Source organism: Flavobacterium franklandianum, from assembly GCF_007097365.1.
GTDB lineage: Bacteria > Bacteroidota > Bacteroidia > Flavobacteriales > Flavobacteriaceae > Flavobacterium > Flavobacterium franklandianum.
Genome location: NZ_VJZR01000011.1, coordinates 1 through 25,115, shown reverse-complemented (window position 1 = coordinate 25,115; position 25,115 = coordinate 1). Strand labels below are relative to the sequence as shown.

Below are 25,115 nucleotides of genomic sequence, written 5' to 3'. Positions count from 1 at the left end.
AAGATTTTTAACCACGAATTGTAAAGTATTATTAATTACACTAATTTTTTATTTTTTAATCATTTCTTCCTAAAGTACTAATAATCAAAACTCAATACTTGTCTATTACTGATTACTGAACACTAATTCCTGAACACTGAACACTTTCTACAAGTCCATAAAAACGTCTTCGATTGTTGGATTCGAAACGCTAATTTCTATCTCCATATGCTTTTTTTCTAGTAAATAATTCTGTAAATCTGTTGAATTAAATACAGAATTTTTATCAATATAATGAATGCATTCACCAAAGGCAAAAACGCTGTATTGACTCGGATAATTCTTTAAATCCAGAATCAATTGGTGCTTGTTTTTAGCTTTAATATCGTAAATAATCTTATCATATTTTTTGATGATATTTTCTGGTGAATCAATTTTCAAAATACTGCCTTTTTGGATTAAGGCTATTCGATCACAAAGTGCTGCCTCGTCCATATAAGGTGTAGAAACTAAAATCGTGATTCCTTTTTGTTGCAATCTTTTTAGCATTTGCCAAAATTCTTTTCGAGAAACAGGATCAACTCCAGTTGTAGGTTCATCTAAAAAAAGGACTTTTGGTTTGTGAATTAAGGCACAACACAAAGCTAATTTCTGCTTCATTCCACCCGAAAGTGCTCCTGCCCTTCTCGCTTTGAAAGGTTCTATTTGAATGTAAATATCCTTGATTAAATCGAAATTCTCTTCGATTGTTGTTCCAAAAATCGTGGCGAAAAACTTCAAATTTTCTTCGACGGTTAAATCTTGATACAAAGAGAATTTTCCGGGCATATAACCTACTGAATTCCGAATGGCTTTATACTCTTTCACCACATCAAAACCAGCCACTGAAGCTGTGCCTTCGTTGGCCAATAAAAGCGTAGTTAATATTCTAAAAATCGTGGTCTTCCCTGCTCCATCGGGTCCAATAAGTCCAAACAATTCTCCTTCCTTTACCTCAAAAGAAATGGCTTCAACAGCTTTTATTTTGTTGTACGATTTAGATATATTTTGGACTTTGATACTCATAAAATAGTTATTTAACCCACATTTCGGCGGGCATTCCTATTTTTAAACTGCCGTCATTTTTCACTTTTACTTTCACAGCATAAACCAAATTCACCCTTTCTTCCTTAGTTTGAATAATTTTTGGAGTAAATTCGGCCGATGAAGAAATCCAAGATATTGCTCCTTGAAAGGATTTCATTTCTTTTCCAGAATCAATTTTTACAGTTACAACTTGTCCGATTTTTATATTTGATAATTGAGTTTCGCTCACATAAACACGCAACGTCATTTCAGAAATATCGGCAATTTTATAGATGGGTTTTCCAAAAGCAGTTACCTCATTTGGTTCTGCATATTTGGATAAAACCGTTCCTTTTATAGGATTGATGATTTTGCTTTTTTGGATTTGGTCGTTGATTTTTTCGATTTGGACATCAATAGATTTCACTTCGTTAACGATGGGAGCGTTTTGGGTTTCAACACTTTTTATTTGTTCCTGAATAACGCTTACTTTCCCATCAATTTCATCGACTTGGCGTTTGGTGGCAGCATTTTCGGCAAACATATTTAGGATTCTTTTTTTCTCGATTTGGGCTGTTTTCAATTGTTCTTGCAAGACTTTTCTTTGAGATAAAACGTTGGTCGATTTGGAATAGACCGTACTTTTAGAGGCGATCAATTGCTGTTTATTGAAATACAATTGTGTCGTGTCTATCAAACCCACTTGACTATTGGATTCTAGTATCTCGCCTTCTTCAAGTTTTAAGTATTGTATTTTTCCATTAGCTTCTGCCGAAATGGTAACTTCAGTGGCTTCAAAATTGCCATACCCATCAGCTTTTTCGTTGTTTTTGTTGCAGGAAAGTAAACTTGCAAGTATCAAGAATGTGATTATTTTTTTCATTTTTTTATTTTTAAAACTTTGACCAAAGTCGTTATTAATTAATTTCCTTTGACAACTTGATAGTTCGCTTTCGCCAAAGCCAATTGAATTTCGTGCAATTTTTGATTCGTTTTCGCTTCATATAAATTCGTGAATTCCACCAAATATTCGGAAGTGGTAATGACTCCATTTTTCAATTGGGAGTTTGCCGATTTTTCGACATATTCTCTTAAATCAATAATCTCTGAATCGGTTTTGATGATTTCCTCCGATTTCTGAATTTCGTTACTCATTTCCTGCAATTGCAAAGAATTGTTGAGCAAAAAGGTTTCTTTCTCTGTAGCTATTATATCGGCCGAAACTGATAATGCGTCTTTTTCAGCCTTCAATTTGTTCCAATCAAAGACATTCCAATTGGCTCTCAATCCCACCATTAATATAGGTTGAAATGAATTGTCTATCATATTCAAACCCGGATTTCCATAGCCTGCATTTCCAAAAGCATTAATTTTGGGTAGATTATTTTTGGAAATAACAGTTTTCGAGGCTTCTATTTGTTGGTTTTGAAATTCAAAATATTTTAATTCCGGGCGATTGTTTGCAGCCGTTTCTTGGGTAATTAGTATTGGTTGTTGCAAAATAGTGGTTTCAGAAATAGTCGTAAATGTCAAGGATGAAAGGTTTTCGAACAAGCGTTTTTTATCGAATTGTATTTCTGAAAGTTGCTGTTTAATTTTCAAGTTTTCGGCTTCCAATACTTTTTCGGAAGCTGGCAAAATCGCACCGTATTTGATTCCAGCATTTACTTCTTTTATTTTGGAAACCAACTGTTCTTGTTTGGAAATCAGCAACTCTTTTCGCTCTTGCAAAAGCAAAATAGAAAAAAACAACTGATTGACTCTGGATTTGATTTGGTACAAATTAACTTCAACTTGTTGTTGTTGCGTTTTGGTTTGTGTTTCTTTGAGTTTGGTGTTGGCATCAATCAATCCGCCATTATAAATAAGCTGATTGACATCTAAAGTAGCTCGATATTGGTCTTTATTGACTGATTGGATTGTTTGTATCGGAACTGAAGTAACTTGGTTTTGATAAGTACTTTGAGCAACTAAATCTATTTTGGGAAGCTTTCCGGTTTGCAAAGCCTCCACTTCGTAATCTGATTTTTGTTGCAATAATCCAATTTGTTTGGCTATTGGATAATTTTTATTGGACAAAGCATAACAATCTTCCAAAGTCAATGATTGCTGTGCATTAGCATAAAATGTTGCCAATAAAAAGGACATAATTACAATTCTTTTCATCTTTTTATGGAATTTATTATTTGTTCGGCAATGCTGGTTTTTCGTTCTTCCATCATTGTATAAAACTCTGTATCTGAAATTTGTAACATTCCTTTGACCAACATTTGCGCTGCAAAAGGAAAAACCGTCATCGAAATGATATTCATCAATAGCTGTTTTGGATTGATGGGTTTAATGATGCCGTCGGTGATTTCTTTTTCGATTTGGGAAATTAAAATAGTTGGATTAGGTCTGTTTTCATTTTTAAAAAAAGACATTACAAATTCTGGATTATTGTTCATTTCCTGAATTATAAATGCTGGCAAATAGGGATTTAAAATTACAAATGAAATATAGCTATGAGTGAACTTCCTGATTTTGTCAAAAAGAGAATCTTGTGAAAAGAAAATGCCATTGATTTGTGGAGCCAATTGACTAAAGGCATTCATAAAAACAGCTTCAAAAAGCATTTGTTTGTTCTTGAAACAATAATGCAACATCGCTTTATTGATACCCGCTTCATCTGCGATTTCTTGCATTCTTGCTCCTGCGAAGCCCTTTCTTTGAAAGATAATTCGGGCTGCGTTGAATATTTTTTCTTCGGTTGTCATTTTGACTTAACTATACGGTTTAACCATTTGGTTAACAAAGATAACTAAAAAAGTATTTCGTGATAAAGTACTTTTCATAATAATTGTTTGTTTGAAAAAACTATTATTATTTCTTTTTGCAGGTAGTAAATCCAAATGGAACATACAACGGACAAAAACTAATTAAACTTGTTAGCAAGAAAACAATTGCAAAAACTCCTAAAACCAAAGCAGCTTTACCTTCAATTGCTTTTGTGAAGTACAATACACCAATAACAATTGCAAAAATAATGCGAGAAATTCTGTCTACTGATCCCATATTTTTTTTCATGATAATTAAATTTAAATTGGTTAAAATAGTATTATTTTTTTGGTAATTTTATAAACATGTTAAAAACTAATCCACCCATTGTGGCACCGTATAAAGTGCTATTTAAGGGTTTTGAAGTTATGGCGCAACTTCCAGAAGCGCAACCTACATAAAAGTAATATAAATAACCTGCAATGGCTCCAACTATTACTCCAATTCCTGTGATAATTATGGCTTTATTAGTCATTCGTTGCTTTTTTCGACGATGGTTTTTATAATTTCATCTTTGGTCAAAACTCCCGATTGTCGCCACAATTGCTTCCCGTTTTGGAACAAAATCAAAGTAGGTACTCCACGAACTTGATATTTTGAAGCCAATTGTTGGTTTTTATCGACATCAATTTTCAGGACAGTAATTCCTTCTCCAAGATTGTCTTTTACTTGTTTTAAAATTGGCGCAAGCGTTTTGCACGGGCCACACCAAGTAGCGAAAAAATCAATTAAAACTGGTTTTTCTGAGTTTATAATTGTATCAAAATTTGTGCTCATTTTTTTGAATATTTAGTATTAGGAATGCTACAACCATTTGGTCCACAGCCTAAATTAAAAACAACTTGAAACAAGAAAAACAATCCGAATGCTACAAAAAACCACTCCATTGTTGTGAAAGCCTGCATGAATAAAAACAAAGCAAAAGCCAATCTTACCCATCTCATCGTGTGCCAATTTGTAAATAGTAGATTTTTCAAATTATTTTAATGTTGACGGACAAACGTAATTGGTTGTTTTTATTGTCGTTTTTTTGATAGAGGCAAATCCTCCTAAAATATTGACAATATTATGATATCCTCGAGCTTTTAAGATGGAAGATGCAATCACCGAGCGATATCCTCCAGCACAATGTACATAAAATTCCTCTTCTTTTGGAAATTCGGCAATATGATCATTAATAAAATCCAAAGGAGTTGATTGAGCACCTTCGATATGCTCAGCAGTAAATTCACCCGATTTTCTAACATCAAAAATAGGAACATTTTCTTCCATTAATTCTTCCAGACCATTGGCAGTAATCCAATTTACTGTATCATATTCTTTTCCTGCTTTTTTCCAAGTATCAAATCCATCTTTTAGGAAACCCAAAGTATTATCGTACCCTACTCTAGCCAAACGTGTGATGCTTTCCTCCTCTCTTCCCAACGGAGCAACCAAAAGAATTGGTTGTTTGATATTAGGAATTAAAGCTCCAACCCAAGGAGCAAAATCACCGTCAATACCAATGAAAATGGACTGCGGGATATGTCCTTTAGAATAATCATCCTGATGGCGAACATCAAGTATTACGGTATCGATTTTATTGGCAATTAATTCAAAAGTTTCTGCATCATAAGCTATGGCATCACTAATAATATCTTCTACATTCTCATAACCTTCCTTATTGAGCTTTACATTCATCGGAAAATAAGAAGGTGGCGGCAATAAACCGTCGGTAACTTCCTTGATAAATTCTTCCTTAGTCATATTAGCTCGAAGCGCATAATTGGTTTTCTTTTGATCTCCTATAGAACCAACGGTTTCATTGCTTAGGTTTTTACCACAAGCACTTCCTGCGCCATGAGCTGGATAAACAATGACATCATCTGCCAATGTCATTACCTTGTTTCTCAAACTATCAAATAAGATTCCTGCCAATTCTTCCTGAGTCATATTCGCTGCTTTTTGAGCTAAATCTGGTCGGCCTACATCTCCTAAAAACAGAGTATCACCACTAAAAAGGGCATAATCTTTTCCATGTTTGTCTTTCAAAAGATAACATACACTTTCTAAAGTATGTCCAGGTGTGTGCAAAACAGTTATTGTAATTTCTCCCAAAGAAAAAACTTCGCCATCGGCTGCAATATGTGCTTTAAAACTAGGATTGGCAGTTGGTCCAAAAATTATTGGAGCTCCAGTTTTCTCGGCTAAAGTGACGTGACCACTCACAAAATCGGCGTGGAAATGAGTTTCAAAAATATACTTAATTTTTGCGTTATTTTTATTGGTCTTATTAATATAAGGTTGCACTTCACGTAAAGGATCAATAATAGCTACTTCGCCTTTACTTTCGATATAATAAGCCCCTTGTGCTAAACATCCAGTATAAATTTGCTTGATTTTCATTTCTTAAACGTGTTTTTTATACTGTAAATTTATTTATTTTTTAATCGATTTCTAATTTGTAAGGCTGTTTTTTGGGAAATTATTATGATAAGAAAAGCTCTCGAATGATGATGTAAATTCCCATGGAAAGCACAAACCAACCAAAACTTATTTTAAGTTTTTCATCCGCTACTTTTTTTGAAATAAAATTTCCTATAAATATTCCAATAATTGAAGCTAAAGTAAAGTATTCCAGCAACTTCCAATCGATAATTTGGTCACTCATAATATCTCCAATAAACCCAATTAGAGATTGTGAGGAAACTATAAAAAGTGAGGTTCCAACTGCCATTTTCATAGGTGTTTTGGCAAAAATCAATAAAGTTGGAACGATTAAAAAGCCACCTCCAGCTCCCACAAATCCAGAAAGAAGTCCAATACAAATTCCCAGTAATGCAATTTTATTATAATTGAGTTTTTCAGCATCAGTACAGTTTTTTTCTTTCAACGGTTTTATCATTCTTACCGATGCAAAAATCATAACAATAGCAAAAACTATCATTATCAAAACTGATTTTGTCAGAGTGAAATATTCAATCGAAAAAATAATATCGGGAATCCTAGGAACTATAATTTTTCGAGTAATAAAAACGGAAATTACCGCAGGAATCCCAAATAAAACTACTTTATTGAAATCGACTAATTTTTGTTTGGCTTTATGAATTCCACCCACTAAAGAGGTTGTTCCAATAACAAATAAGGAATATGCGGTTGCCAATGTTGGTTCAATGCCCATTACATAAACCAAAATAGGAACCGAAAGTATCGAACCCCCGCTACCTAACATCCCAAGAGTCATACCAACAAAAACAGCCAAAATGTATCCTATTAATTGAGATATTTCCATTTATAAAAATTTATAATCGCAAAAATAGGGTATTAAATATTCCTGTTTTGTAACAAATGTTACCTCATTTCAGCAACACAATCGAAGATCTTTTCAAACTAATTTTGCCTTTGTTTTCTAATGCTTTGAGCAAGCGTGAAACAACAACTCTAGAAGTGTGCAAGTCATAAGCAATTTCCTGATGTGTCGAATGAATTTCATTGGATTTGACTACTTTTGATTTGTCATTTAGATAATTTAATAATCGTTCGTCCATATTCATAAATGCCAGATTGTCAATAGCTGAAAGCATTTCTTTTAAACGATTGTTATAACTATTGAAAACGTAGTTTCTCCAGCTTTTATACTTTCCTAACCACTCTTCCATTTTACTAACTGGAATCATAATTAATTGTCCTTTAGTTTCGGCAACGGCTCTAATTTCGCTTTTAGTTTCGCCTAAACAGCAGGCCATTGTCATCGCACAAGTATCGCCTTTTTCAATAAAATACAACAACAATTCTCCTTCGTCAAAATCCTCACGTAATATTTTAATAGCTCCTGAAAGCAGCAAAGGCATTTTTCTAATAGAATCGCCAAAATCAATTAGAATATCACCTTCCTTGAAATCTCTGAGCAAAGAAGTTTCTACAATTTCCTCAATTAATTTATCTTCAAATAGATATCCGTAAGTTTGTTTAAGTAATTCTTTCATTATTTAGTTATGCCTTTTATTGAATGTAAATTTCGCTAAAAAATTTAACATTTAACATAAAAACACAAAACACTTTGTCAGATAATTTACTATTTAAAGTTTATGGTTGATTATTTCATTTTATTTTAAAATCATTTCGTTTTATGTAACAAAAGCTACATATAACTAGGAACTGTTTTATGAAATTTGCATCATAATTAGACATAAATACTATTTTACAGATGAAAATATTAATTATAGGTGGCGTTGCTGGTGGTGCAACTGCTGCAGCAAGATTGAGAAGACTGAGCGAAGCAAATGAAATCATTATTTTTGAAAAAGGAGAACATGTAAGCTTTGCCAATTGCGGACTTCCTTACCATATTGGCGGTGTTATCGAAGATCGCTCGAAGTTATTATTGAATACACCTGCTTCCTTAAAAACAAGATATAACCTTGATGTTCGCATTTTTAACGAGGTTTTAAAAATTAACAAAGAAGCCAAAACTGTTGAAGTTAGAAACCTGATTACCAAAGAAATTTATATCGAATCCTATGATAAACTTTTATTATCGCCCGGTGCAGAACCTTTCAGACCCAATATTCCCGGAATTGATTCCGATAAAATAATGACGCTTCGCAATGTGGCTGATATGGATCGAATCATTGCCAAAACTAAGGATTTGAAAAACATAGCTGTTGTTGGTGGTGGTTTTATTGGATTAGAAGTTGCCGAAAATTTGGTTGAAAAAGGATTAAATGTCACCGTTATCGAATTGGGAAACCAAGTGATGGCTCCAGTGGATTATGAGTTCGCAAAAATGGTGGAACATCATGCCACTGCTAAAAACCTGAATATTCTTGTAAATACAGGTGTTGAAGCTTTCGAGGAAATGGGAAATGAAATTGAATTGAAATTAAATACTGGCAAAACCATTTTGGCTGATACTGTTGTGTTTGCTATTGGCGTGAAGCCTGAAAACGCATTGGCGAAAGCTGCAGGGTTGGATTTAGGAATTACAGGTGGAATTGCCGTAAACGAATTTATGCAAACTTCGGATCCTAATATTTATGCCGTGGGCGATGCTGTCGAAGTTTCGCATTACATCAATCAGGCGAAAGTGTTGATTCCACTAGCTTGGCCAGCCAATCGTCAAGGGCGAATTGTGGCTGATAATATTACGAGAGGAAACAAAATTTCGTATAAAGGAACTTTAGGAACTTCCATTATTAAATTATTCGATTTGACTGTTGGCGCAACCGGACTCAATGAAAAATTATTGAAACGTTACGCTATTCCCTACCGCACTGTGACCGTAACTCGTGCCAATCACGCCAGTTATTATCCCGGAGCTACGAATATTGTCCTGAAAATGAATTTTGGAGAAGACGGAACTATTTATGGCGCACAAGCTTTAGGACAAGAAGGTGTTGATAAGCGGATCGATGTGATTGCTACGGCCATCAAAGGGAATTTGACTATTTATGATTTACAAGAAATAGAAATAGCTTATGCTCCGCCTTATAATTCTGCCAAAGATCCTGTGAACATTCTGGGTTACGTTGCCGAAAATATGCTGAACGACGATGTACGTTTCATCAATTACGACCAATTAGACGACTATCTTTTGACTGAAAAAGCAATTCTGATTGATGTAAGAACCAAAACCGAATTTGAAAACGGTGCTATTCCCAATGCTATTAATATGGATGTGGATACTTTGAGGGACAATCTAGATTTCTTTGACAAAAAAAAGAAATATGTTATTTATTGCCAAATTGGATTGAGAGGCTATTTGGCGCAACGCATCTTGAGAAACCACAATATCTATTCTGTGAATTTGAATGGCGGATATGGGCTTTGGAAACCTGTGAATAGTTAAAATGTAGCGGCTTATCTAATTTGAATTGAAAAAAGATTTGCCAACATTCTTATAAATGTTGACAAATCTTTAATTTTTATTCTTCATAAAACTCTATTGGCAAATTATCAGGATCAGCAATGAAAGTAAATCGTTTTTCTGTATGCTCATCTATCCGAATGGGTTCAACTTCTATTTTGAATTTTTGTAAATGCTCAATAATTTTCTCTAAATCATCTACTTCAAAAGCAAGGTGTCTTAGTCCTGCTGCCTCTGGTCTTGACACTCTTTGTGGCGGATTAGGAAATGAAAATAATTCAATAACATAAGTTCCGTTGAGTGCCAAATCCAATTTATAGGATTGCCTATTTTCTCGATACACTTCACGGATTATGGCCAATCCCAAGACTTCGGTGTAGAATTTTTTGGATTTTTGATAATCCGAACAGATAATGGCTGTATGATGTATTTTGTTTAGCATAGTTGTTTTTTTAACATAGAATACACAGCAATTTCGACTTTTAATAATGTTTAATTTTTCAAATAACACTACGAATAGCTGGTATCTATTCCATGAATTTAAATGGCGGATATGGGCTTTGGAAACCGGTTCATAGTTAGAAACAGAAACAAAGAAAAAACCAATGTAAATTGTCAATTATAGTAGTTTTTTCTTGAATTAAGTTAAAGATTCCAACTATTTAAAATCATTCAACGCTCTCTCAATAATTTCCAAACATTCCTGAATTTGTTCTTCTGTGATTACCAATGGTGGTGCAAAGCGTATTTTGTTGCCGTGAGTGGGTTTAGCCAATAAGCCATAATCTCTAAAACAAAGACAGATATTCCAAGCCAAATCAGAATCCTCGCCACAATTGATCACAATGGCGTTCAACAATCCTTTTCCGCGAACCAATTCAATTAACGGATTTCGTTGGGCTATTTCGTTCAATCCTTTTCTTAAAAGAATTCCTAATCGTTCGGCATTTTCGGCTAGTTTTTCGTCTTTAATTACTTCAAGTGCGGCAATGGCAACGGCAGCGGCAATTGGGTTTCCGCCAAAAGTAGAACCGTGTTGGCCGGGTTTGATGACATTCATAATTTCGTTGTTGGCCAAAACTGCCGAAATAGGATAGACTCCACCTGAAATTGCTTTACCTAAAATTAAAATATCAGGTTTTACCTCCGGATTATTTTCGCATCCATTTTGGCAAGAACAATTTCCACAAGTGGCTAATAATCGTCCTGTACGAGCAATTCCCGTTTGCACTTCATCAGCAATGAACAATACATTATTCGCTTCACAAAGGGCTTTTGCTTTAGCCAAATAACCTTCCGTTGGCACATAAACTCCCGCTTCGCCTTGGATGGGTTCGACCAAGAATCCGGCAATGTTTTTCGATGATTTCAAAACATTTTCAAGCGCTTCAATATTATCGTACGGTATTTTTATAAAACCTTCGGTGAAAGGACCAAAACTTTTGCGCGCACTTTCGTCGTTGGAAAAGGAAATAATAGTGGTAGTTCGTCCGTGGAAATTGTTTTCGCACACGATAATTTGTGCTTGATTTTCAGGAATACCTTTAACTTCATACGCCCATTTTCGGCATAATTTAAGTGCTGTTTCTACTGCTTCGGCTCCTGTATTCATTGGTAATACTTTGTCAAACCCAAAATACTTGGTCACATATTCTTCAAAAACTCCCAATTGGTCATTATAAAATGCACGAGAGGTCAAAGTCAATCTTTGCGCTTGTTTGATCATTGCCCCGATAATTTTTGGGTGACAATGCCCTTGATTTACAGCCGAATAAGCCGATAGAAAATCGTAGTATTTCTTGCCATCAACATCCCAAACAAAAACACCTTCCCCTTTTTCTAAAACAACAGGAAGTGGATGGTAATTGTGTGCTCCGTATTGGTTTTCTTTTTCGATTAAAACTTCCGCTTTTGAGGAAAGAGTTGGATGTATGTGCTGCATTGTGAATGGTTTAAATTAGAACACAAAAATACTATAATATTTTATTTTACCATAAAAAATGATGATTTTGACTTACATTTACACTAAATAAGTCATATTTATTTTTTATAGCAAAATTTAAGTCAATTTAATATTAAAAGATATGGAAAACCTAGACCAATTTGATATTTTAATTATCAAAGAATTGGAAAAAGACGGTCGAATGGCGTATTCGACCATAGCCGCTAATCTCAAAATTTCGAATACGATGGTGCATCAGCGGGTCAATCGGTTGATGGAACAAGGCATTTTGTTGGGTATTAAACCCGTAATCAACGAGAAAAAAGCAGGTTATGATTGGGGTTCCTTTACCGGAATTACTTTGAATAAGGATCAGGATTCGACTCGGATTATCGAAGAGTTGAAAAAAATTCCCGAAATCACGGAATGCTATTATATTTCGGGTTTGTTCACGCTTTATATCAAAATCAGTGCTCGAAATCACGAACATATGCGGAAGATTCTTTATGAAAAAATTGACAATATTCCGGGCATTTCAAAAACGGATTCAATTATGGAATTGGGTTGTGCTTTTAAGCGGAATGTGAGTTTGTAAATGTGCTTCGTTTTGGTAAAAATTCCTTAATTAACAATCGTTCATCTTTAATTATTCTGTTTTATTTCAGATATTTGTTAAAAATAATATTGTTATGAAAAATTTTGTCTCTTTATTTTTAGCACTCGTTTTGTATGCTAATGGTTCTTTTGCGCAATTGAAACCAGTGACCTACAAGGATGGTAATCAGGTTTTGAATGGTTTTGGCATTCAACCCAAGTCAAAAAGTGTACAAAAACCAGGAATTTTGATACTTCCCGCTTGGATGGGAATTGATAAATTATCGAAAGATACTGCTGAAAACTTGTCAAAATTAGGTTATTATGCTTTTATTGCCGATATTTATGGCGAAGGAAATTATCCAAAAGACTACAATGAAGCAGGAAAAAATGCGGGTTATTACAAAACCAATTTTGTGGACTATCAAAAACGAATTTCATTGGCATTGGAACAATTAATTCTTTCAGGTGCCAATCCAGATAATATAGTTGTCATAGGCTATTGTTTTGGTGGAACCGGAGCGCTTGAAGCTGCACGAGGTCACTTGAATATTAAAGGTGTAGTTTCCTTTCACGGCGGATTAGGAAAAGATGCTAAAAGAACTATAGAACCTATAACAGCCAAGGTTTTGGTTTGTCACGGAGCCGATGATCCTTATGAATCCAAGGAAGAAATCGACGCTTTTCAACAAGAAATGAGAGATACAAAAGCCGATTGGCAAATGATTTATTATGCCAATGCGGTGCATTCTTTTACTAATCCTGAATCAGGAACTGACAATTCAAAAGGAGCTGCTTACAACGGAATTGCTGCAAATCGCTCTTGGGAACATTTGAAACTTTTCTTAGTTGAAGTTTTAAAAAAATAAGCATTAATCATTAGTTATTAATATGAATACATTTAAAATGAAAAAAATTCTAATCCTTTTTTTGCTTGCATCTACTCTTTCGTGTACTTCACAAAAAAACAGTGTTTCCGATGTGCCACCTACAAAATATATTAATACTATCACTGAAACAGATTTAAAAACACATCTTTACATTGTAGCTTCTGATGAAATGGAAGGACGTGAAACTGGTTCCTTGGGACAGAAAAAAGCAGGTAACTATTTGATAAATCAATACAAAATCGACCAGATTCCTTTTCCAAAAGGGGCAACAGATTATTACCAAAGAATTCCTGCCGCTTTTTTGAATGCCAGTAAAAATGAAAACTTACCCGATTCCGAAAATATCTGGGCCTACATTGAAGGTTCTGAAAAACCAAATGAAGTAATCGTAATTTCGGCTCACTATGATCATGTTGGTGTAAAAAATGGAGTAGTTTACAACGGTGCCGATGATGATGGTTCTGGAACTGTAGCCTTGCTCGAAATTGCACAAGCCTTCCAAATCGCTAAAAATGAAGGTCACGGGCCAAAGCGTTCTATACTAATTCTTCACGTTACGGGAGAAGAACACGGACTTCACGGTTCCCGTTACTATGCCGAAAATCCTTTGTTTCCCTTGGCCAACACCATAACCGATATTAATATTGATATGATTGGACGAAGTGATGAATTTCATAAAGAATCCAATAAATATGTATATTTAATAGGTTCCGATTATCTCTCGAGTGATTTATACAATATTTGCGAAGAGGCCAATAAAAATTATGTCAACTTGTTTATTGATTATAAATTCAACGACAGATCTGACCCAAATCGTTTTTATTATCGCTCAGACCATTACAATTTTGCCAAAAATGGAATCCCATCGGTTTTTCTTTTTAATGGTGTTCACGCCGATTATCACAAACCTACAGATGATGTAGAAAAAATTGAATTTGATGCTTTGACCAAAAGAACCCAACTTGCCTTTGCTATTGCTTGGGAATTAGCCAATAGAGACAATCGTCCTGTGGTAGATAAAAGTGGGAGTTAGGTAATTAAAAATCAATAGAATTTAAAAGAGCTTTTAAGAAATTTTAAGCTCTTTTTTTTGGCCACAAAAAAAGCCTCGAATTTCTTCGAAGCTTTTATATTTTGGGTGGATGACCGGTTTCGAACCGGCGACCTCCGGCACCACAAACCAGCGCTCTAACCAGCTGAGCTACAACCACCATTTTTAACGAGTGCAAATATAACACTTAAGTTGGCATTTACAAAGAAAAATTTTAAAAAATTACATCAAATTTCCTAAACTATTGACTGCCAAATATCTTTCGACTGTAAATCCTTCTGCGTAATCAGTACCTATTAGCCTACCCATATCTTGCGCACGATAATTGAGACTTTCTAAAAAGTTTATAGATGCAATTGGTGTTTCGGGTTCATTTGAATTGGGATCGTAAAATTGAGAACTATACGCTAAAATAGCTTCTATTCTTTTTTCATTAAACCCAGAAATATCTACCACAAAATCAGGATTTAGATTTTTCCATTGTATATAATGATACACTAATTTGGGACGCCAAGCATCTTGTTTTACTCCATCAAGCTCTGTTTCAATTTTTATTAAACCCGATAAAAAACAAGCGTCTGATACTAATTTGCTTCCTTTTCCGTGATCGATATGACGGTCTTCGATAGCATTACATAAAACTATTTCGGGCTTGTATTTCCGAAGCATTTTTATAATTTCTAATTGATGTGATTCATCATTTTGAAAAAAACCATCGCGCATATCGAGGTTTTCACGAACGGAAACTCCTAAAATTTTGGCAGCTACGGCAGCTTCTTGATTTCTAATTTCGACTGAACCGCGAGTTCCTAGCTCTCCGCGAGTCAAATCGATAATTCCCACTTTTTTTCCAAGCGAAATTTCTTTGGCAATAGTTCCGCCACAACCTAATTCTACATCATCGGGATGCGCACCAAATGCTAATATGTCTAGTTTCATTTTCTGTTTTGTTTAAGTTTTTTAATGGCAATTTCAATGGCAATATCTGTAAAACAGATACAATCGTTGATTTGTATTCTGAAATCTGCAATCTAAAATCTGCAATCTAAAATTTTCTTCATCGTTACTGATTTATTCTTGCTTTCCTCCCACTCTTTTTCGGGAATACTGTCCTTTGTGATGCCGCAACCCATAAATAAATGCGCTTGTGCCAGTGCGATTTTCGAAGCAACCTCAATTTCCATACAGCGCAAATTTACGAACAAATCTGTTTTGTCGCCCATATTTAATTCTCCTAGAAAACCGGTGTAAAAAGTACGGTCATACTTTTCGTTTTCTAAGATAAATGCTTTGGATTTATCCTTTGGAAAGCCACAAACTGCGGGTGTTGGATGCAATAATTGAATCACTTGTTGCAAACTGGAACTCGAATTCAATCTTCCTGAAATATCGGTTTTGATATGCCAAATACTTCCTGCTTTTAGGCTGTAAGGTATTGAAACCACTAGTTCAGAGGCCACATTTTTTAGTTTTTCTACTATATAATCGGTGACGAATTGCTGTTCTTCTTGTTCTTTTTTTGGCCAAACCACTTCATTAGAACCTGTGGCTTTTTGTGTTCCCGCCAAAGCAATGGTTTTGAATTCAGCGTCATTTGCTTTCAACAATTGTTCTGGCGTTGCACCTAACCAAGTGCCTATTTTTGGATGATAAAAGCAATACACAAAAGTGGTTGGATACAATTGAACCAAATTTTGGAAAGCAGTAATTAAATCAAAATCAGTTAAATTCAGTGATTCTTTTCGTGATAAAACTACCTTTTTAAATTCATTATTTTCAATAGCCTGGATCCCTTTTTTGACCAAGTTTTCGAATTGGTTTTGAGCAGTTTCATCCGATAAATTGAGGGTTTTTTCCTGAATTACAATTTCTGTTTTTTGGAAAACAGTATTCCTTATTTCGGACTCCTTTTCGGGAATCAAAACTATTTTAGTTCCATCAAAAGAAGCAAAAACGAACCCTTTTTCGGTAAAATCAGTTACAGCGAAAAGCGTATCATTTTTCTGAAAAAGACCTGTAATATTGGTTTCTTTTGGCTTTTTATAAAGTACAAAAGGAAGATTTTGTGCCAAATGGTTCTTGGCTTTATCTAAAAATTGTTTCATTATTGTTTAGTAGGTTCAACTTTAATTCCCTCTTCGGGGGTTAGGGGAATTTTTCTTTTTGGCAAAATCATCGTAGTCAATTTGCAAATCGAAATTAGCGATTCGTTTTCGTCGGTGATACGAATTTCCCATAGGTGAATACTACTTCCTTTGTGAATAATTCTTGCCGTTGCAGTTACCAGACCGTTGCGTTTTGCTTTGACATGATTGGCCGAGATTTCGATTCCACGTACTTCGCTATGTTCTTCATTTACAAATAGAAACGAAGCTGCACTGCCTACACTTTCGGCCAAAGCCACAGTAGCTCCGCCGTGCAGTAATCCCATAGGTTGGTGAACCGTAGGGTTTACTGGCATTGTTGCTACTAAAAAATCTGGTCCAGCATCGGTATATTTGATATTTAGTGTTTGCATTAAAGTATTTTCTGAAATAGAATTGCAATACTGCAGTATTTTTTCTTTGTCGAATGTCATTGATTTTGCTTTAAAAGTGTAAATTTAGATAAAAGACGGTAAAAACAAATGTTAATCGAAGTTCAAATTTTATTTTCTTTCTTTTATACAATTAGAATTTCCTATTTTTACAAAAAAATCAATCAAAATGCGTCAGTTTACATTTTTGTTTATTATTGGTATTCTTATAGCTCTTAGTTCTTGTAGAACTGATTTTGAAACCGTTGCAAGTACAGGAGATTTAAAATTTTCGAGAGATACTATCTACTTAGATACCGTTTTTACTAACATTGGTTCTAGTACTTATACGCTGAAAGTTTATAATAATAGTAAAAATGATATCACAATTCCGACCATTCAATTAGGAAAAGGCCTCAATTCGAAATACAGAATGACCGTTGATGGCACGCAAGGAAATCAAGGCAAAATATTTAATAATGTCAATCTTTTGGCTAAAGACAGCGTGTATATTTTTGTAGAAACTACCGCCAATATTGCCGATGCCAATCCAACTGATTTTTTATACACTGACCAAATTTTATTTGATGGTGGAACTAATCTTCAAAAAGTGGAATTGGTAACACTGATTCAAGATGCGATTTTTCTTTATCCGCAACGTTATGACGATGGCACAACCGAATCACTTCCTATTGGTAATGAAGAAATTTACGGTTTCTTTTTAGACGAAAATGATCCTGTAAATGGCAATGAATTGACATTCACCAAGCAAAAACCGTATGTGATTTATGGTTATGCAGCGGTTCCTTCTGGGAAAACTGTCAGTTTTGATCCGGGAACGAGAGTTCATTTTCATGCAAATTCAGGACTTATTTTAGCGAAAAATGCTTCATTAAATGTAAATGGAACTACTTCTACAACAGATAAGATGGAGAATGAAGTTGTTTTTGAAGGTGATCGATTGGAACCCGATTTTTTCGATGTTCCAGGACAATGGGGTGCTATTTGGCTTACCGATGGAAGCACCAATCATAAAATAAATCATTTAACCATAAAAAATGCGGCGATTGGTTTATTGATTCAAAACAATAACGGTACAACGGTTGATATAAAAAATACCCAAATTTACAATTCTTCTAATTATGGAATTCTTGCCCAAACAGCGAAAATTAATGGCGAAAATTTAGTTGTCAATAATGCTGGATTAGGCAGTTTGGCTTGCACTTATGGTGGAGATTATAAGTTTACTCATTGTACTTTCAATAATAATTGGAACAGTTCAAGCCAAGTGGCGGTTTTGGTTAATAATTACTACACTGGTGCAACGCCAGAAGTCAAAGATTTAACGGCTGCCACATTCAATAATTGTATTATTTATGGTTCTTATTCCAACGAAATGATTTTGAATAAAAAAACGGGATCTGCCTTTGTTTATCAATTCAATAATTGCTTGATTAAATTCAACAATGATTCAAATCAATACACCAATAATCCTGAATATCAGTTTACTACAGATCCTTTGCATTATAACGCAATTATCCAAAATAAAGACCCAAAATTCTTCAAAATAGCAGAAAATAAATTCAATATTGACAATACTTCTGCGGCTTTTGCCAAAGGCAATGCTACTTATTTAATTTCGTTGGATATTCTAGGAAACACCCGAACTTTACCTCCTGATTTGGGTGCTTACCAAAACAAGCCATTTCCTAAATGATAGTATTAAATTAACGTTCAAACTAGTTAAATCCGTTTGACTTTTATCTAATTTTGCACTTCAAAAATAAACATTTACATTATTAAATTGCATTCAATGAACCTAAAATTACTTTTTACAGCATTATTATTTTCTCTAATTTCTTATGCACAAGTTCCCGCAGGATATTATTCTACAGCAACAGGCACAGGATATACACTAAAAACAAATTTATATAACATTATAAAAGGCCACATCGATAATGGTTATGGTGGTTTATATACCACCTATCAAACATCAGACATAGACAATTTTTATGAAAATGATGGAACCGTTTTAGATATGTATTCTGAAAACCCCACGAGTGTCGATCCCTACAATTATTCTATAGCTTCAACTCAAAGATGTGGAAATTATTCTGCAGAAGGTGATTGTTACAATAGAGAGCACATTATTCCTCAATCGGTTTTTGGTTCTAATGCTCCAATGGTATCCGATGCCCATTCCATCACTCCAACCGATGGTAAAGTAAATGGAATGAGGAGTAATTATCCTCACGGAACTGTTGGCTCAGTATCTTGGACTTCAAAAAATGGAAGTAAACTTGGTTCAAGTGCCATTGCGGGTTATAGCGGAAATATTTTTGAACCCCTCGATGAATTTAAAGGTGACATAGCTCGAATGTACTTTTATTTTGCAACTCGTTATGAAAATACTGTCGCTGGATATTCTTTTCCAATGTTCAACGGTACTACAGATCAAGTTTTCACTACATCATTCTTAAATATGCTATTGACTTGGCACGCTCAAGACCCGGTAAATGCTAGAGAAATCACTAGAAATAATGCCATTTATGCCCGCCAGAATAATAGAAATCCTTATATCGATCATCCAGAATATGTGCAAGCCGTTTGGAACCCAGTTGCAGATACACAAACACCAACCGCTGCCACAAATTTAGTAGTTACAGGAACAACATCCAGTTCTGTTTCCCTAAGTTGGACTGCTGGCACAGACAATGTTGCCGTTACCAGTTATGATATTTATATGGACGGTGTTTTAAAAACTTCTGTTTCAGGTGTAAATGCAACAATAACTGGACTTTCAGCCACAACAAGTTATACATTTTATGTAATAGCAAAAGATGCTGCTGTAAATTCATCTCTTGCAAGTAATTCGGTAAATGGAACAACAACCGTTTTTGTTCCTGACACCCAAAATCCAACAACAGCATCAAACTTGGCTGTCACAGGAAGTTCATCAAGCACGGTATCCTTGAGTTGGATTGCCGGCACCGATAATATTGGGGTAACCAGTTACGATGTGTATCTGAATTCCATTTTTAAATCATCCGTTTCTGGAACAACTGCACTAGTAAATGGACTTGCACCAACAACAACTTATTCTTTTTATGTAATTGCCAAAGATGCTGCAGGAAATTCTTCCCTGCAAAGTAATTCCGTAAACGGAACAACGACAGTTATTTCAACTTCTTGTGCCAGCGAAAGTTTCGAAAATATTCCTGCTGCTGCTTCATCCTACACGCTACCAAAAACTTGGACAGGAGATTCAGGCTTGAATTGGACAGCAACTGATGCGCGGACTGACGAAAAATTAAACACTACAAGAGCCATCTGTATCAGAAACGGATCTCTTTCGGCTTCAACATCTGCTGACGGAATTGGTAGTTTAACCGTTACGACTCAACTAAGATTCACTGGAACTAGCGGAACTTTCAATCTTCGTGTCAATGGAAATATTGTGGGAACCATTCCATACAGCACTACAGGTGTATCGACAACCACAACCATTTCAGGAATCAATATTGCAGGGGATGTGGTTATAAGTATTACCGATAATAGTACTGCAACAAATCGTGTGGCTTTTGACGACCTTTCTTGGACTTGTTTTTCAGGTTTAGGATTGGAAACTTTAAGTCAAGAGGATTTCAAAATATATCCCAATCCATCAAAAGGGAATTTCAATATTCTTTTTGATGATTCCAATGGAGTTCATTCTGTTGCAATATTTTCTTTATTAGGGCAGAAAGTTTTTGAAAAGAGCAACACACAAAGTTCATCAATATTGGTAACGAATCTTCCAAAAGGCACCTACTTGCTCAAGGTCACCAAAGATTCCAAATCAACCACCAAGAAGATTATCATCAACTAAATTCAAAGCGTCCAGATAAAAATCGGGACGCTTTTTTTTTAAATCTTAATTGATTAAATTTGCAACCAAAACAATACTAACTTCACTATCATAATGATTCATTTCTTTGAAAACCAAAGCAAAACGGTATATGCTGTTCAGACGCAAAATGCATTGAGCGAAGACGAAATGTCAGCTCAAGACATTTCAAAACTCAACTGGCTTTTTGCCGACTCCCATAAAATAGAAAAATCCGTATTGTCGGATTTTTTTGTTGGCCCTCGTGCCACTATGATTACGCCTTGGAGTACCAATGCAGTAGAAATTACTCAAAATATGGGGATTTCCGGAATCATTCGAATCGAAGAATTCCACAAAGCTACTGACGATTCTTTTGATTTCGATCCGATGCTTTCGCAAAAATACACCGAGTTGAATCAAGATATTTTCACGATTCACATCCAACCTGAAGCCATTCTAAACATTGAAGATATTGCGGCTTATAATCAATCAGAAGGTTTGTCTTTGAGTGGCGAAGAAGTAGATTATTTAGATAATTTGTCAACCAAATTAGGTAGAAAATTAACCGATTCTGAGATTTTTGCTTTCTCACAAGCCAATTCAGAACACTGTCGTCACAAAATTTTCAACGGAACTTTTGTTATAGATGGGGTTGAAAAAGAAACGTCTCTTTTCAAATTAATCAAAAAAACATCACAAGAAAATCCACACGATATTGTTTCGGCTTACAAAGACAACGTAGCATTTGTAAAAGGTCCAAGAGTGCAACAATTTGCTCCAAAAACTGCTGACAAACCTGATTTTTACGAAATAAAAGAATTTGATTCGGTTATTTCCTTAAAAGCAGAAACCCATAATTTCCCAACCACTGTAGAACCTTTCAACGGAGCTGCAACAGGAGCTGGAGGTGAAATTCGAGATCGTTTGGCTGGTGGTCAAGGTTCGTTGCCATTGGCAGGAACAGCAGTTTATATGACATCGTATTCTCGTTTAAACCAAGACAAACCTTGGGAAAACGGAATGAAAGAACGAAAATGGTTGTATCAAACTCCGATGGATATTTTGATAAAAGCATCGAACGGAGCTTCTGATTTTGGAAATAAATTTGGACAACCACTTATTACCGGTTCTGTTTTGACTTTCGAACACGAGGAAAACAATCGCAAAATTGGTTACGACAAAGTAATTATGCAAGCGGGTGGAATTGGTTACGGAAAATTAGATCAAGCCATAAAACACAAACCACAAGAAGGTGACAAAATCGTTATTCTTGGAGGAGAAAATTATAGAATTGGAATGGGTGGTGCTGCCGTTTCTTCTGCCGATACTGGAGCGATGAGTTCTGGCATTGAGTTGAATGCCGTACAACGTTCGAACCCTGAGATGCAAAAACGTGCTGCAAATGCCATTCGTGGTTTGGTAGAAAGCGACCATAATCCAATAGTTTCCATTCACGATCACGGTGCTGGCGGACACTTGAACTGTCTATCGGAATTGGTCGAAGAAACAGGCGGTTTGATTGATTTGGACAAATTGCCAGTTGGCGATCCTACCCTTTCGGCAAAAGAAATTATTGGTAACGAATCTCAGGAAAGAATGGGATTGGTTATTGGCAAAAAAGACATCGATTTACTTCAAAAAATTGCAAATCGGGAGCGTTCTCCAATGTACCAAGTGGGCGACGTTACAGCCGATCACCGTTTTACATTCGAGTCTAAAACTACAGGTTTAAAACCAATGGATTATGCGTTGGAAGATTTCTTCGGAAGTTCGCCAAAAACAGTGATGACGGATAAAACCATTAATTACAACTATCCTGCATTAGAATATGACAAAAAAAATATCTCCACTTATTTAGAGCAAGTATTACAACTGGAAGCCGTAGCCTGTAAAGACTGGTTGACCAATAAAGTCGATCGTTGTGTGGGTGGAAAAGTAGCCAAACAACAATGTGCTGGGCCTTTGCAATTGCCATTGAACAATGTTGGTGTAATGGCTTTGGATTATCAAGGAAAAGAAGGAGTTGCGACCTCCATTGGGCACTCTCCTATTGCCTCTTTAATTGATCCTGTTGCAGGAACTAGAACTGCTATTGCCGAATCGTTATCGAATATTGTTTGGGCTCCAATAAAAGACGGAATGAAAGGAATTTCGCTTTCGGCTAACTGGATGTGGGCTTGTAAAAACGAAGGTGAAGATGCTCGTTTGTATGCTGCCGTTGAAGCTTGTTCTGAATTTGCCATCGAATTAGGAATCAATATTCCAACCGGAAAAGACTCCCTTTCGATGAAACAAAAATATCCAAACGACGAAGTAATTGCACCGGGAACGGTAATTATTTCGGCTGGAGGAAACTGTATCGATATTCGAAAAGTGGTGGAGCCTGTTTTGCAAAAAGACGGTGGTTCAATCTATTATATCAACTTATCTCAAGACGAATTCAAATTGGGAGGTTCTTCATTAGCACAAACTTTAAACAGTATCGGAAACGAAGCACCAACTATCAAGGATGCCGCTTTCTTCAAAAATGCTTTTAATACTTTACAAGAATTGATTTTAGACAATCAAATTTTGGCAGGTCACGACATTGGAAGTGGTGGATTGATTACTACTTTATTGGAAATGTGTTTTGCCGATGTGAATTTGGGAGCTAAAATTGATTTCTCCGTTTTTGAAGAAAAAGACATCATCAAATATTTATTCTCTGAAAATATTGCAGTAGTTTTCCAAGCGAAAGACGATGCTGCAATAGAAAATGTATTGAATAACAAAGGCGTTTCTTTCTACAAATTAGGAACAGCAACTACCAATGGAATTTTAGATTTTGGCCCTTGTGGATTGGATATTGCCAAATACAGAGACATTTGGTTTAAAACTTCTTTCTTGTTAGACCAAAAACAAACCAAAAACGGAACTGCAAAAGCGCGTTTCGAAAATTACGCAACCCAAGTATTAAACTATACTTTCCCAATTCATTTTACGGGAAAAGCACCAATTATTGACAATTCAAAACCAAGGCCAAAGGCTGCTATTATCCGTGAAAAAGGAAGTAATTCTGAGCGTGAAATGGCGAATGCAATGTATCTAGCTGGTTTTGATGTAAAAGATGTACATATGACCGATTTGATTTCGGGACGTGAAAATCTGGAAGATATTCAGTTTATTGGAGCTGTTGGTGGATTTTCGAATTCCGATGTTTTGGGTTCTGCCAAAGGTTGGGCTGGAGCATTTTTATACAACGAAAAAGCCAAAACTGCTTTAGATAATTTCTTCAAAAGAGAAGATACTTTATCCGTTGGAATTTGTAACGGTTGTCAATTGCTTATGGAATTGGAAAAAGTGAATCCAGAGCACGAAGTTCACGGAAAAATGTTGCACAACGACAGTCACAAACACGAAAGTATTTTTACCTCGGTAACGATTCAAGAAAACAAATCGGTGATGTTATCTACGTTGGCGGGATCAACTTTAGGAGTTTGGGTTTCGCACGGTGAAGGAAAATTCAATTTGCCTTTAGCCGAAGAAAACTACAACATCGTAGGAAAATATGGTTACGATAGTTATCCTGCGAATCCAAATGGTTCGGATTACAATACAGCGATGTTATGTGATACCACAGGTCGTCACTTGGTTATGATGCCACACATTGAGCGTTCGACATTCCAATGGAACTGGGCACATTATCCAAAAGATAGAAACGATGAAGTTTCGCCTTGGCACGAAGCTTTTGTGAATGCACGATTGTGGATTGAAAAACAGTAGCATTAATTTTACAAAATAGAAAAAGCGTCCTAAAATCGGGACGCTTTTCTTTTTTTATGTATGTCTTAAATTAGAATCTATAACCTACCGTTGCTTGATACCACATATTTTTATAACGTGGTGTTGAAGAATTTCCGTCACCTTCATTGGTTTTAATATCCCAACCGGCTCTCAAACCAAAAACCAAATTATCCACATTGAAATCGGCACCACCAGTTAAACCTAAGATGTTTTTTGTGATGTCTTCATTGTCAAACTCTTGTTGTTGGGTCGAACTAATGTTTCCACCTGTAAATTCATCCTTTTGTTTCATCAAATAAGAGAATTGAGGACCAAATAACAATGTTAACTGTCCAATTGGTTTCACGGCAAATAAAAGTGGAACATCAATGAAATCAGTAGTTCTGATCATTTCATAAGTACTTCCAAAATACGTTCCAGTAGATTTAAACCCTTTTTGGGAATACAAAATCTCAGGCTGAATTCCAATAAATTTTCCGAAAGGAATGGCGACAAAAGCCCCTGCAGCAAGTCCAAATTTACCATCGGCAACAAAATCCTCGTTGTTAGAATCATACACATTAGCATAATTGGCACCTACTTTTAATCCAAATGACAATGTTTCTCGATTGTCGGTTGTCGCTTGTGCATTCCCATTTATTACCGTAATAGTAACGAATGCAATCATTAAGATTACTTTTTTCATTTTAAATGAATTACCCCGAGGCAGAGCCTCGAGGTATCGTGTTACTCGAAAGTTAACCGTAGCTGGTTTTTGTTAAACGAT

At 35.4% G+C, this 25,115-nt stretch carries 24 protein-coding genes and 1 tRNA gene; 7 read left to right on the top strand and 18 right to left on the bottom strand.

The features are described 5' to 3' along the window. Window positions 1–147 precede the first annotated feature (147 nt). The 11 genes from FNW17_RS12050 to FNW17_RS12000 form a co-directional block, all read right to left on the bottom strand. Complete coding sequence (locus tag FNW17_RS12050; protein WP_144071753.1) at window positions 148–1,044, bottom strand: ABC transporter ATP-binding protein; 897 nt, start codon at window positions 1,042–1,044, stop codon at window positions 148–150. 7 nt (window positions 1,045–1,051) lie between these two features. Further along, window positions 1,052–1,927, bottom strand: coding sequence for an HlyD family secretion protein (locus tag FNW17_RS12045; RefSeq protein ID WP_143391418.1), 876 nt, complete (start codon window positions 1,925–1,927; stop codon window positions 1,052–1,054). A gap of 38 nt (window positions 1,928–1,965) precedes the next feature. Then, complete coding sequence (locus FNW17_RS12040) at window positions 1,966–3,210, bottom strand: TolC family protein (RefSeq protein WP_143391419.1); 1,245 nt, start codon at window positions 3,208–3,210, stop codon at window positions 1,966–1,968. Continuing rightward, window positions 3,207–3,800 (bottom strand): TetR/AcrR family transcriptional regulator, encoded by a 594-nt coding sequence (locus tag FNW17_RS12035; RefSeq protein ID WP_143391420.1) that lies wholly within the window; start codon window positions 3,798–3,800, stop codon window positions 3,207–3,209. The genes FNW17_RS12040 and FNW17_RS12035 overlap by 4 nt, the downstream gene beginning before the upstream one ends. Before the next feature lie 106 nt (window positions 3,801–3,906). Beyond that, on the bottom strand, window positions 3,907–4,110 hold the full coding sequence (locus FNW17_RS12030) for a YgaP family membrane protein (RefSeq protein WP_143391421.1): 204 nt from the start codon (window positions 4,108–4,110) through the stop codon (window positions 3,907–3,909). Between the two features lie 31 nt (window positions 4,111–4,141). Further along, window positions 4,142–4,336: a DUF6132 family protein gene (locus FNW17_RS12025; RefSeq protein WP_143391422.1), complete on the bottom strand. Its 195-nt coding sequence runs from the start codon at window positions 4,334–4,336 to the stop codon at window positions 4,142–4,144. Then, window positions 4,333–4,638, bottom strand: a complete 306-nt coding sequence (gene trxA, locus FNW17_RS12020; RefSeq protein ID WP_143391423.1) for a thioredoxin — start codon at window positions 4,636–4,638, stop codon at window positions 4,333–4,335. Before trxA ends, FNW17_RS12025 begins: the two co-directional genes overlap by 4 nt. Beyond that, window positions 4,635–4,838 carry a hypothetical protein gene (locus tag FNW17_RS12015; RefSeq protein WP_143391424.1) on the bottom strand — a complete coding sequence of 68 codons (204 nt, stop codon included), beginning with the start codon at window positions 4,836–4,838 and terminating at the stop codon, window positions 4,635–4,637. Before FNW17_RS12015 ends, trxA begins: the two co-directional genes overlap by 4 nt. A 1-nt stretch (window position 4,839) precedes the next feature. Continuing rightward, window positions 4,840–6,246, bottom strand: coding sequence for an MBL fold metallo-hydrolase (locus FNW17_RS12010; RefSeq protein WP_143391425.1), 1,407 nt, complete (start codon window positions 6,244–6,246; stop codon window positions 4,840–4,842). Window positions 6,247–6,328: 82 nt separating this feature from the next. Next, a complete protein-coding gene (locus FNW17_RS12005) occupies window positions 6,329–7,132 on the bottom strand; it encodes a sulfite exporter TauE/SafE family protein (RefSeq protein ID WP_143391426.1) in 804 nt (267 codons plus the stop codon). Between the two features lie 64 nt (window positions 7,133–7,196). Continuing rightward, window positions 7,197–7,826, bottom strand: a complete 630-nt coding sequence (locus FNW17_RS12000; RefSeq protein ID WP_143391427.1) for a Crp/Fnr family transcriptional regulator — start codon at window positions 7,824–7,826, stop codon at window positions 7,197–7,199. A 221-nt stretch (window positions 7,827–8,047) separates the two neighbouring features. Here FNW17_RS12000 and FNW17_RS11995 point away from each other — a divergent pair, with 221 nt between their 5' ends. Beyond that, a complete protein-coding gene (locus tag FNW17_RS11995; protein WP_143391428.1) occupies window positions 8,048–9,688 on the top strand; it encodes a CoA-disulfide reductase in 1,641 nt (546 codons plus the stop codon). Between the two features lie 76 nt (window positions 9,689–9,764). On the opposite strand, the gene gloA2 is transcribed toward FNW17_RS11995, so the two are convergent. Together gloA2 and rocD are read right to left on the bottom strand one after the other, a co-directional pair. Next, window positions 9,765–10,148 carry an SMU1112c/YaeR family gloxylase I-like metalloprotein gene (gloA2, locus tag FNW17_RS11990; RefSeq protein ID WP_144071752.1) on the bottom strand — a complete coding sequence of 128 codons (384 nt, stop codon included), beginning with the start codon at window positions 10,146–10,148 and terminating at the stop codon, window positions 9,765–9,767. A 216-nt stretch (window positions 10,149–10,364) separates the two neighbouring features. Continuing rightward, window positions 10,365–11,648: an ornithine--oxo-acid transaminase gene (gene rocD / locus FNW17_RS11985; protein WP_144071751.1), complete on the bottom strand. Its 1,284-nt coding sequence runs from the start codon at window positions 11,646–11,648 to the stop codon at window positions 10,365–10,367. 142 nt (window positions 11,649–11,790) lie between these two features. Between rocD and FNW17_RS11980 the strand changes: the two genes are divergently transcribed. The 3 genes from FNW17_RS11980 (at window position 11,791) to FNW17_RS11970 (ending at window position 14,165) form a co-directional block, all read left to right on the top strand. After that, a complete protein-coding gene (locus FNW17_RS11980; protein WP_143391431.1) occupies window positions 11,791–12,243 on the top strand; it encodes an Lrp/AsnC family transcriptional regulator in 453 nt (150 codons plus the stop codon). Between the two features lie 94 nt (window positions 12,244–12,337). Further along, on the top strand, window positions 12,338–13,111 hold the full coding sequence (locus tag FNW17_RS11975; RefSeq protein ID WP_143391432.1) for a dienelactone hydrolase family protein: 774 nt from the start codon (window positions 12,338–12,340) through the stop codon (window positions 13,109–13,111). Between the two features lie 37 nt (window positions 13,112–13,148). After that, the gene (locus FNW17_RS11970) at window positions 13,149–14,165 is read left to right on the top strand and encodes a M28 family metallopeptidase (RefSeq protein ID WP_144071750.1); all 1,017 of its coding nucleotides are present in this window, start codon (window positions 13,149–13,151) and stop codon (window positions 14,163–14,165) included. A 104-nt stretch (window positions 14,166–14,269) separates the two neighbouring features. On the opposite strand, the gene FNW17_RS11965 is transcribed toward FNW17_RS11970, so the two are convergent. From FNW17_RS11965 to FNW17_RS11950, 4 genes are all read right to left on the bottom strand, one after another. Next, a tRNA-His gene (locus FNW17_RS11965) sits at window positions 14,270–14,343 on the bottom strand. Between the two features lie 62 nt (window positions 14,344–14,405). Further along, window positions 14,406–15,122, bottom strand: a complete 717-nt coding sequence (bshB1, locus tag FNW17_RS11960) for a bacillithiol biosynthesis deacetylase BshB1 (protein WP_143391434.1) — start codon at window positions 15,120–15,122, stop codon at window positions 14,406–14,408. 92 nt (window positions 15,123–15,214) lie between these two features. Further along, a complete protein-coding gene (locus FNW17_RS11955; protein ID WP_144071749.1) occupies window positions 15,215–16,288 on the bottom strand; it encodes an isochorismate synthase in 1,074 nt (357 codons plus the stop codon). After that, on the bottom strand, window positions 16,288–16,761 hold the full coding sequence (locus FNW17_RS11950; RefSeq protein WP_144071748.1) for a PaaI family thioesterase: 474 nt from the start codon (window positions 16,759–16,761) through the stop codon (window positions 16,288–16,290). The genes FNW17_RS11955 and FNW17_RS11950 overlap by 1 nt, the downstream gene beginning before the upstream one ends. A gap of 127 nt (window positions 16,762–16,888) precedes the next feature. On the opposite strand from FNW17_RS11950, the gene FNW17_RS11945 reads away from it, so the two are divergent. The 3 genes from FNW17_RS11945 to purL all read left to right on the top strand — a co-directional run bounded on the left by FNW17_RS11945 (window position 16,889) and on the right by purL (window position 24,328). Next, a complete protein-coding gene (locus FNW17_RS11945) occupies window positions 16,889–18,415 on the top strand; it encodes a hypothetical protein (protein ID WP_144071747.1) in 1,527 nt (508 codons plus the stop codon). Window positions 18,416–18,511: 96 nt separating this feature from the next. After that, window positions 18,512–20,566: an endonuclease gene (locus tag FNW17_RS11940; protein ID WP_144071746.1), complete on the top strand. Its 2,055-nt coding sequence runs from the start codon at window positions 18,512–18,514 to the stop codon at window positions 20,564–20,566. A gap of 93 nt (window positions 20,567–20,659) precedes the next feature. Beyond that, window positions 20,660–24,328 carry a phosphoribosylformylglycinamidine synthase gene (purL, locus tag FNW17_RS11935; protein ID WP_144071745.1) on the top strand — a complete coding sequence of 1,223 codons (3,669 nt, stop codon included), beginning with the start codon at window positions 20,660–20,662 and terminating at the stop codon, window positions 24,326–24,328. 70 nt (window positions 24,329–24,398) lie between these two features. On the opposite strand, the gene FNW17_RS11930 is transcribed toward purL, so the two are convergent. Further along, window positions 24,399–25,034, bottom strand: coding sequence for a porin family protein (locus FNW17_RS11930; RefSeq protein ID WP_143391440.1), 636 nt, complete (start codon window positions 25,032–25,034; stop codon window positions 24,399–24,401). Window positions 25,035–25,115 lie beyond the last annotated feature (81 nt).

Coding starts and splice junctions, on each gene's coding strand:
- FNW17_RS12050 (WP_144071753.1), bottom strand. CDS start 1,044: ATGAGTATCAAAGTCCAAAATATATCTAAATCGTACAACAAAATAAAA.
- FNW17_RS12045 (WP_143391418.1), bottom strand. CDS start 1,927: ATGAAAAAAATAATCACATTCTTGATACTTGCAAGTTTACTTTCCTGC.
- FNW17_RS12040 (WP_143391419.1), bottom strand. CDS start 3,210: ATGAAAAGAATTGTAATTATGTCCTTTTTATTGGCAACATTTTATGCT.
- FNW17_RS12035 (WP_143391420.1), bottom strand. CDS start 3,800: ATGACAACCGAAGAAAAAATATTCAACGCAGCCCGAATTATCTTTCAA.
- FNW17_RS12030 (WP_143391421.1), bottom strand. CDS start 4,110: ATGAAAAAAAATATGGGATCAGTAGACAGAATTTCTCGCATTATTTTT.
- FNW17_RS12025 (WP_143391422.1), bottom strand. CDS start 4,336: ATGACTAATAAAGCCATAATTATCACAGGAATTGGAGTAATAGTTGGA.
- trxA (WP_143391423.1), bottom strand. CDS start 4,638: ATGAGCACAAATTTTGATACAATTATAAACTCAGAAAAACCAGTTTTA.
- FNW17_RS12010 (WP_143391425.1), bottom strand. CDS start 6,246: ATGAAAATCAAGCAAATTTATACTGGATGTTTAGCACAAGGGGCTTAT.
- FNW17_RS12005 (WP_143391426.1), bottom strand. CDS start 7,132: ATGGAAATATCTCAATTAATAGGATACATTTTGGCTGTTTTTGTTGGT.
- FNW17_RS12000 (WP_143391427.1), bottom strand. CDS start 7,826: ATGAAAGAATTACTTAAACAAACTTACGGATATCTATTTGAAGATAAA.
- FNW17_RS11995 (WP_143391428.1), top strand. CDS start 8,048: ATGAAAATATTAATTATAGGTGGCGTTGCTGGTGGTGCAACTGCTGCA.
- gloA2 (WP_144071752.1), bottom strand. CDS start 10,148: ATGCTAAACAAAATACATCATACAGCCATTATCTGTTCGGATTATCAA.
- rocD (WP_144071751.1), bottom strand. CDS start 11,648: ATGCAGCACATACATCCAACTCTTTCCTCAAAAGCGGAAGTTTTAATC.
- FNW17_RS11980 (WP_143391431.1), top strand. CDS start 11,791: ATGGAAAACCTAGACCAATTTGATATTTTAATTATCAAAGAATTGGAA.
- FNW17_RS11975 (WP_143391432.1), top strand. CDS start 12,338: ATGAAAAATTTTGTCTCTTTATTTTTAGCACTCGTTTTGTATGCTAAT.
- FNW17_RS11970 (WP_144071750.1), top strand. CDS start 13,149: ATGAAAAAAATTCTAATCCTTTTTTTGCTTGCATCTACTCTTTCGTGT.
- bshB1 (WP_143391434.1), bottom strand. CDS start 15,122: ATGAAACTAGACATATTAGCATTTGGTGCGCATCCCGATGATGTAGAA.
- FNW17_RS11955 (WP_144071749.1), bottom strand. CDS start 16,288: ATGAAACAATTTTTAGATAAAGCCAAGAACCATTTGGCACAAAATCTT.
- FNW17_RS11950 (WP_144071748.1), bottom strand. CDS start 16,761: ATGACATTCGACAAAGAAAAAATACTGCAGTATTGCAATTCTATTTCA.
- FNW17_RS11945 (WP_144071747.1), top strand. CDS start 16,889: ATGCGTCAGTTTACATTTTTGTTTATTATTGGTATTCTTATAGCTCTT.
- FNW17_RS11940 (WP_144071746.1), top strand. CDS start 18,512: ATGAACCTAAAATTACTTTTTACAGCATTATTATTTTCTCTAATTTCT.
- purL (WP_144071745.1), top strand. CDS start 20,660: ATGATTCATTTCTTTGAAAACCAAAGCAAAACGGTATATGCTGTTCAG.
- FNW17_RS11930 (WP_143391440.1), bottom strand. CDS start 25,034: ATGAAAAAAGTAATCTTAATGATTGCATTCGTTACTATTACGGTAATA.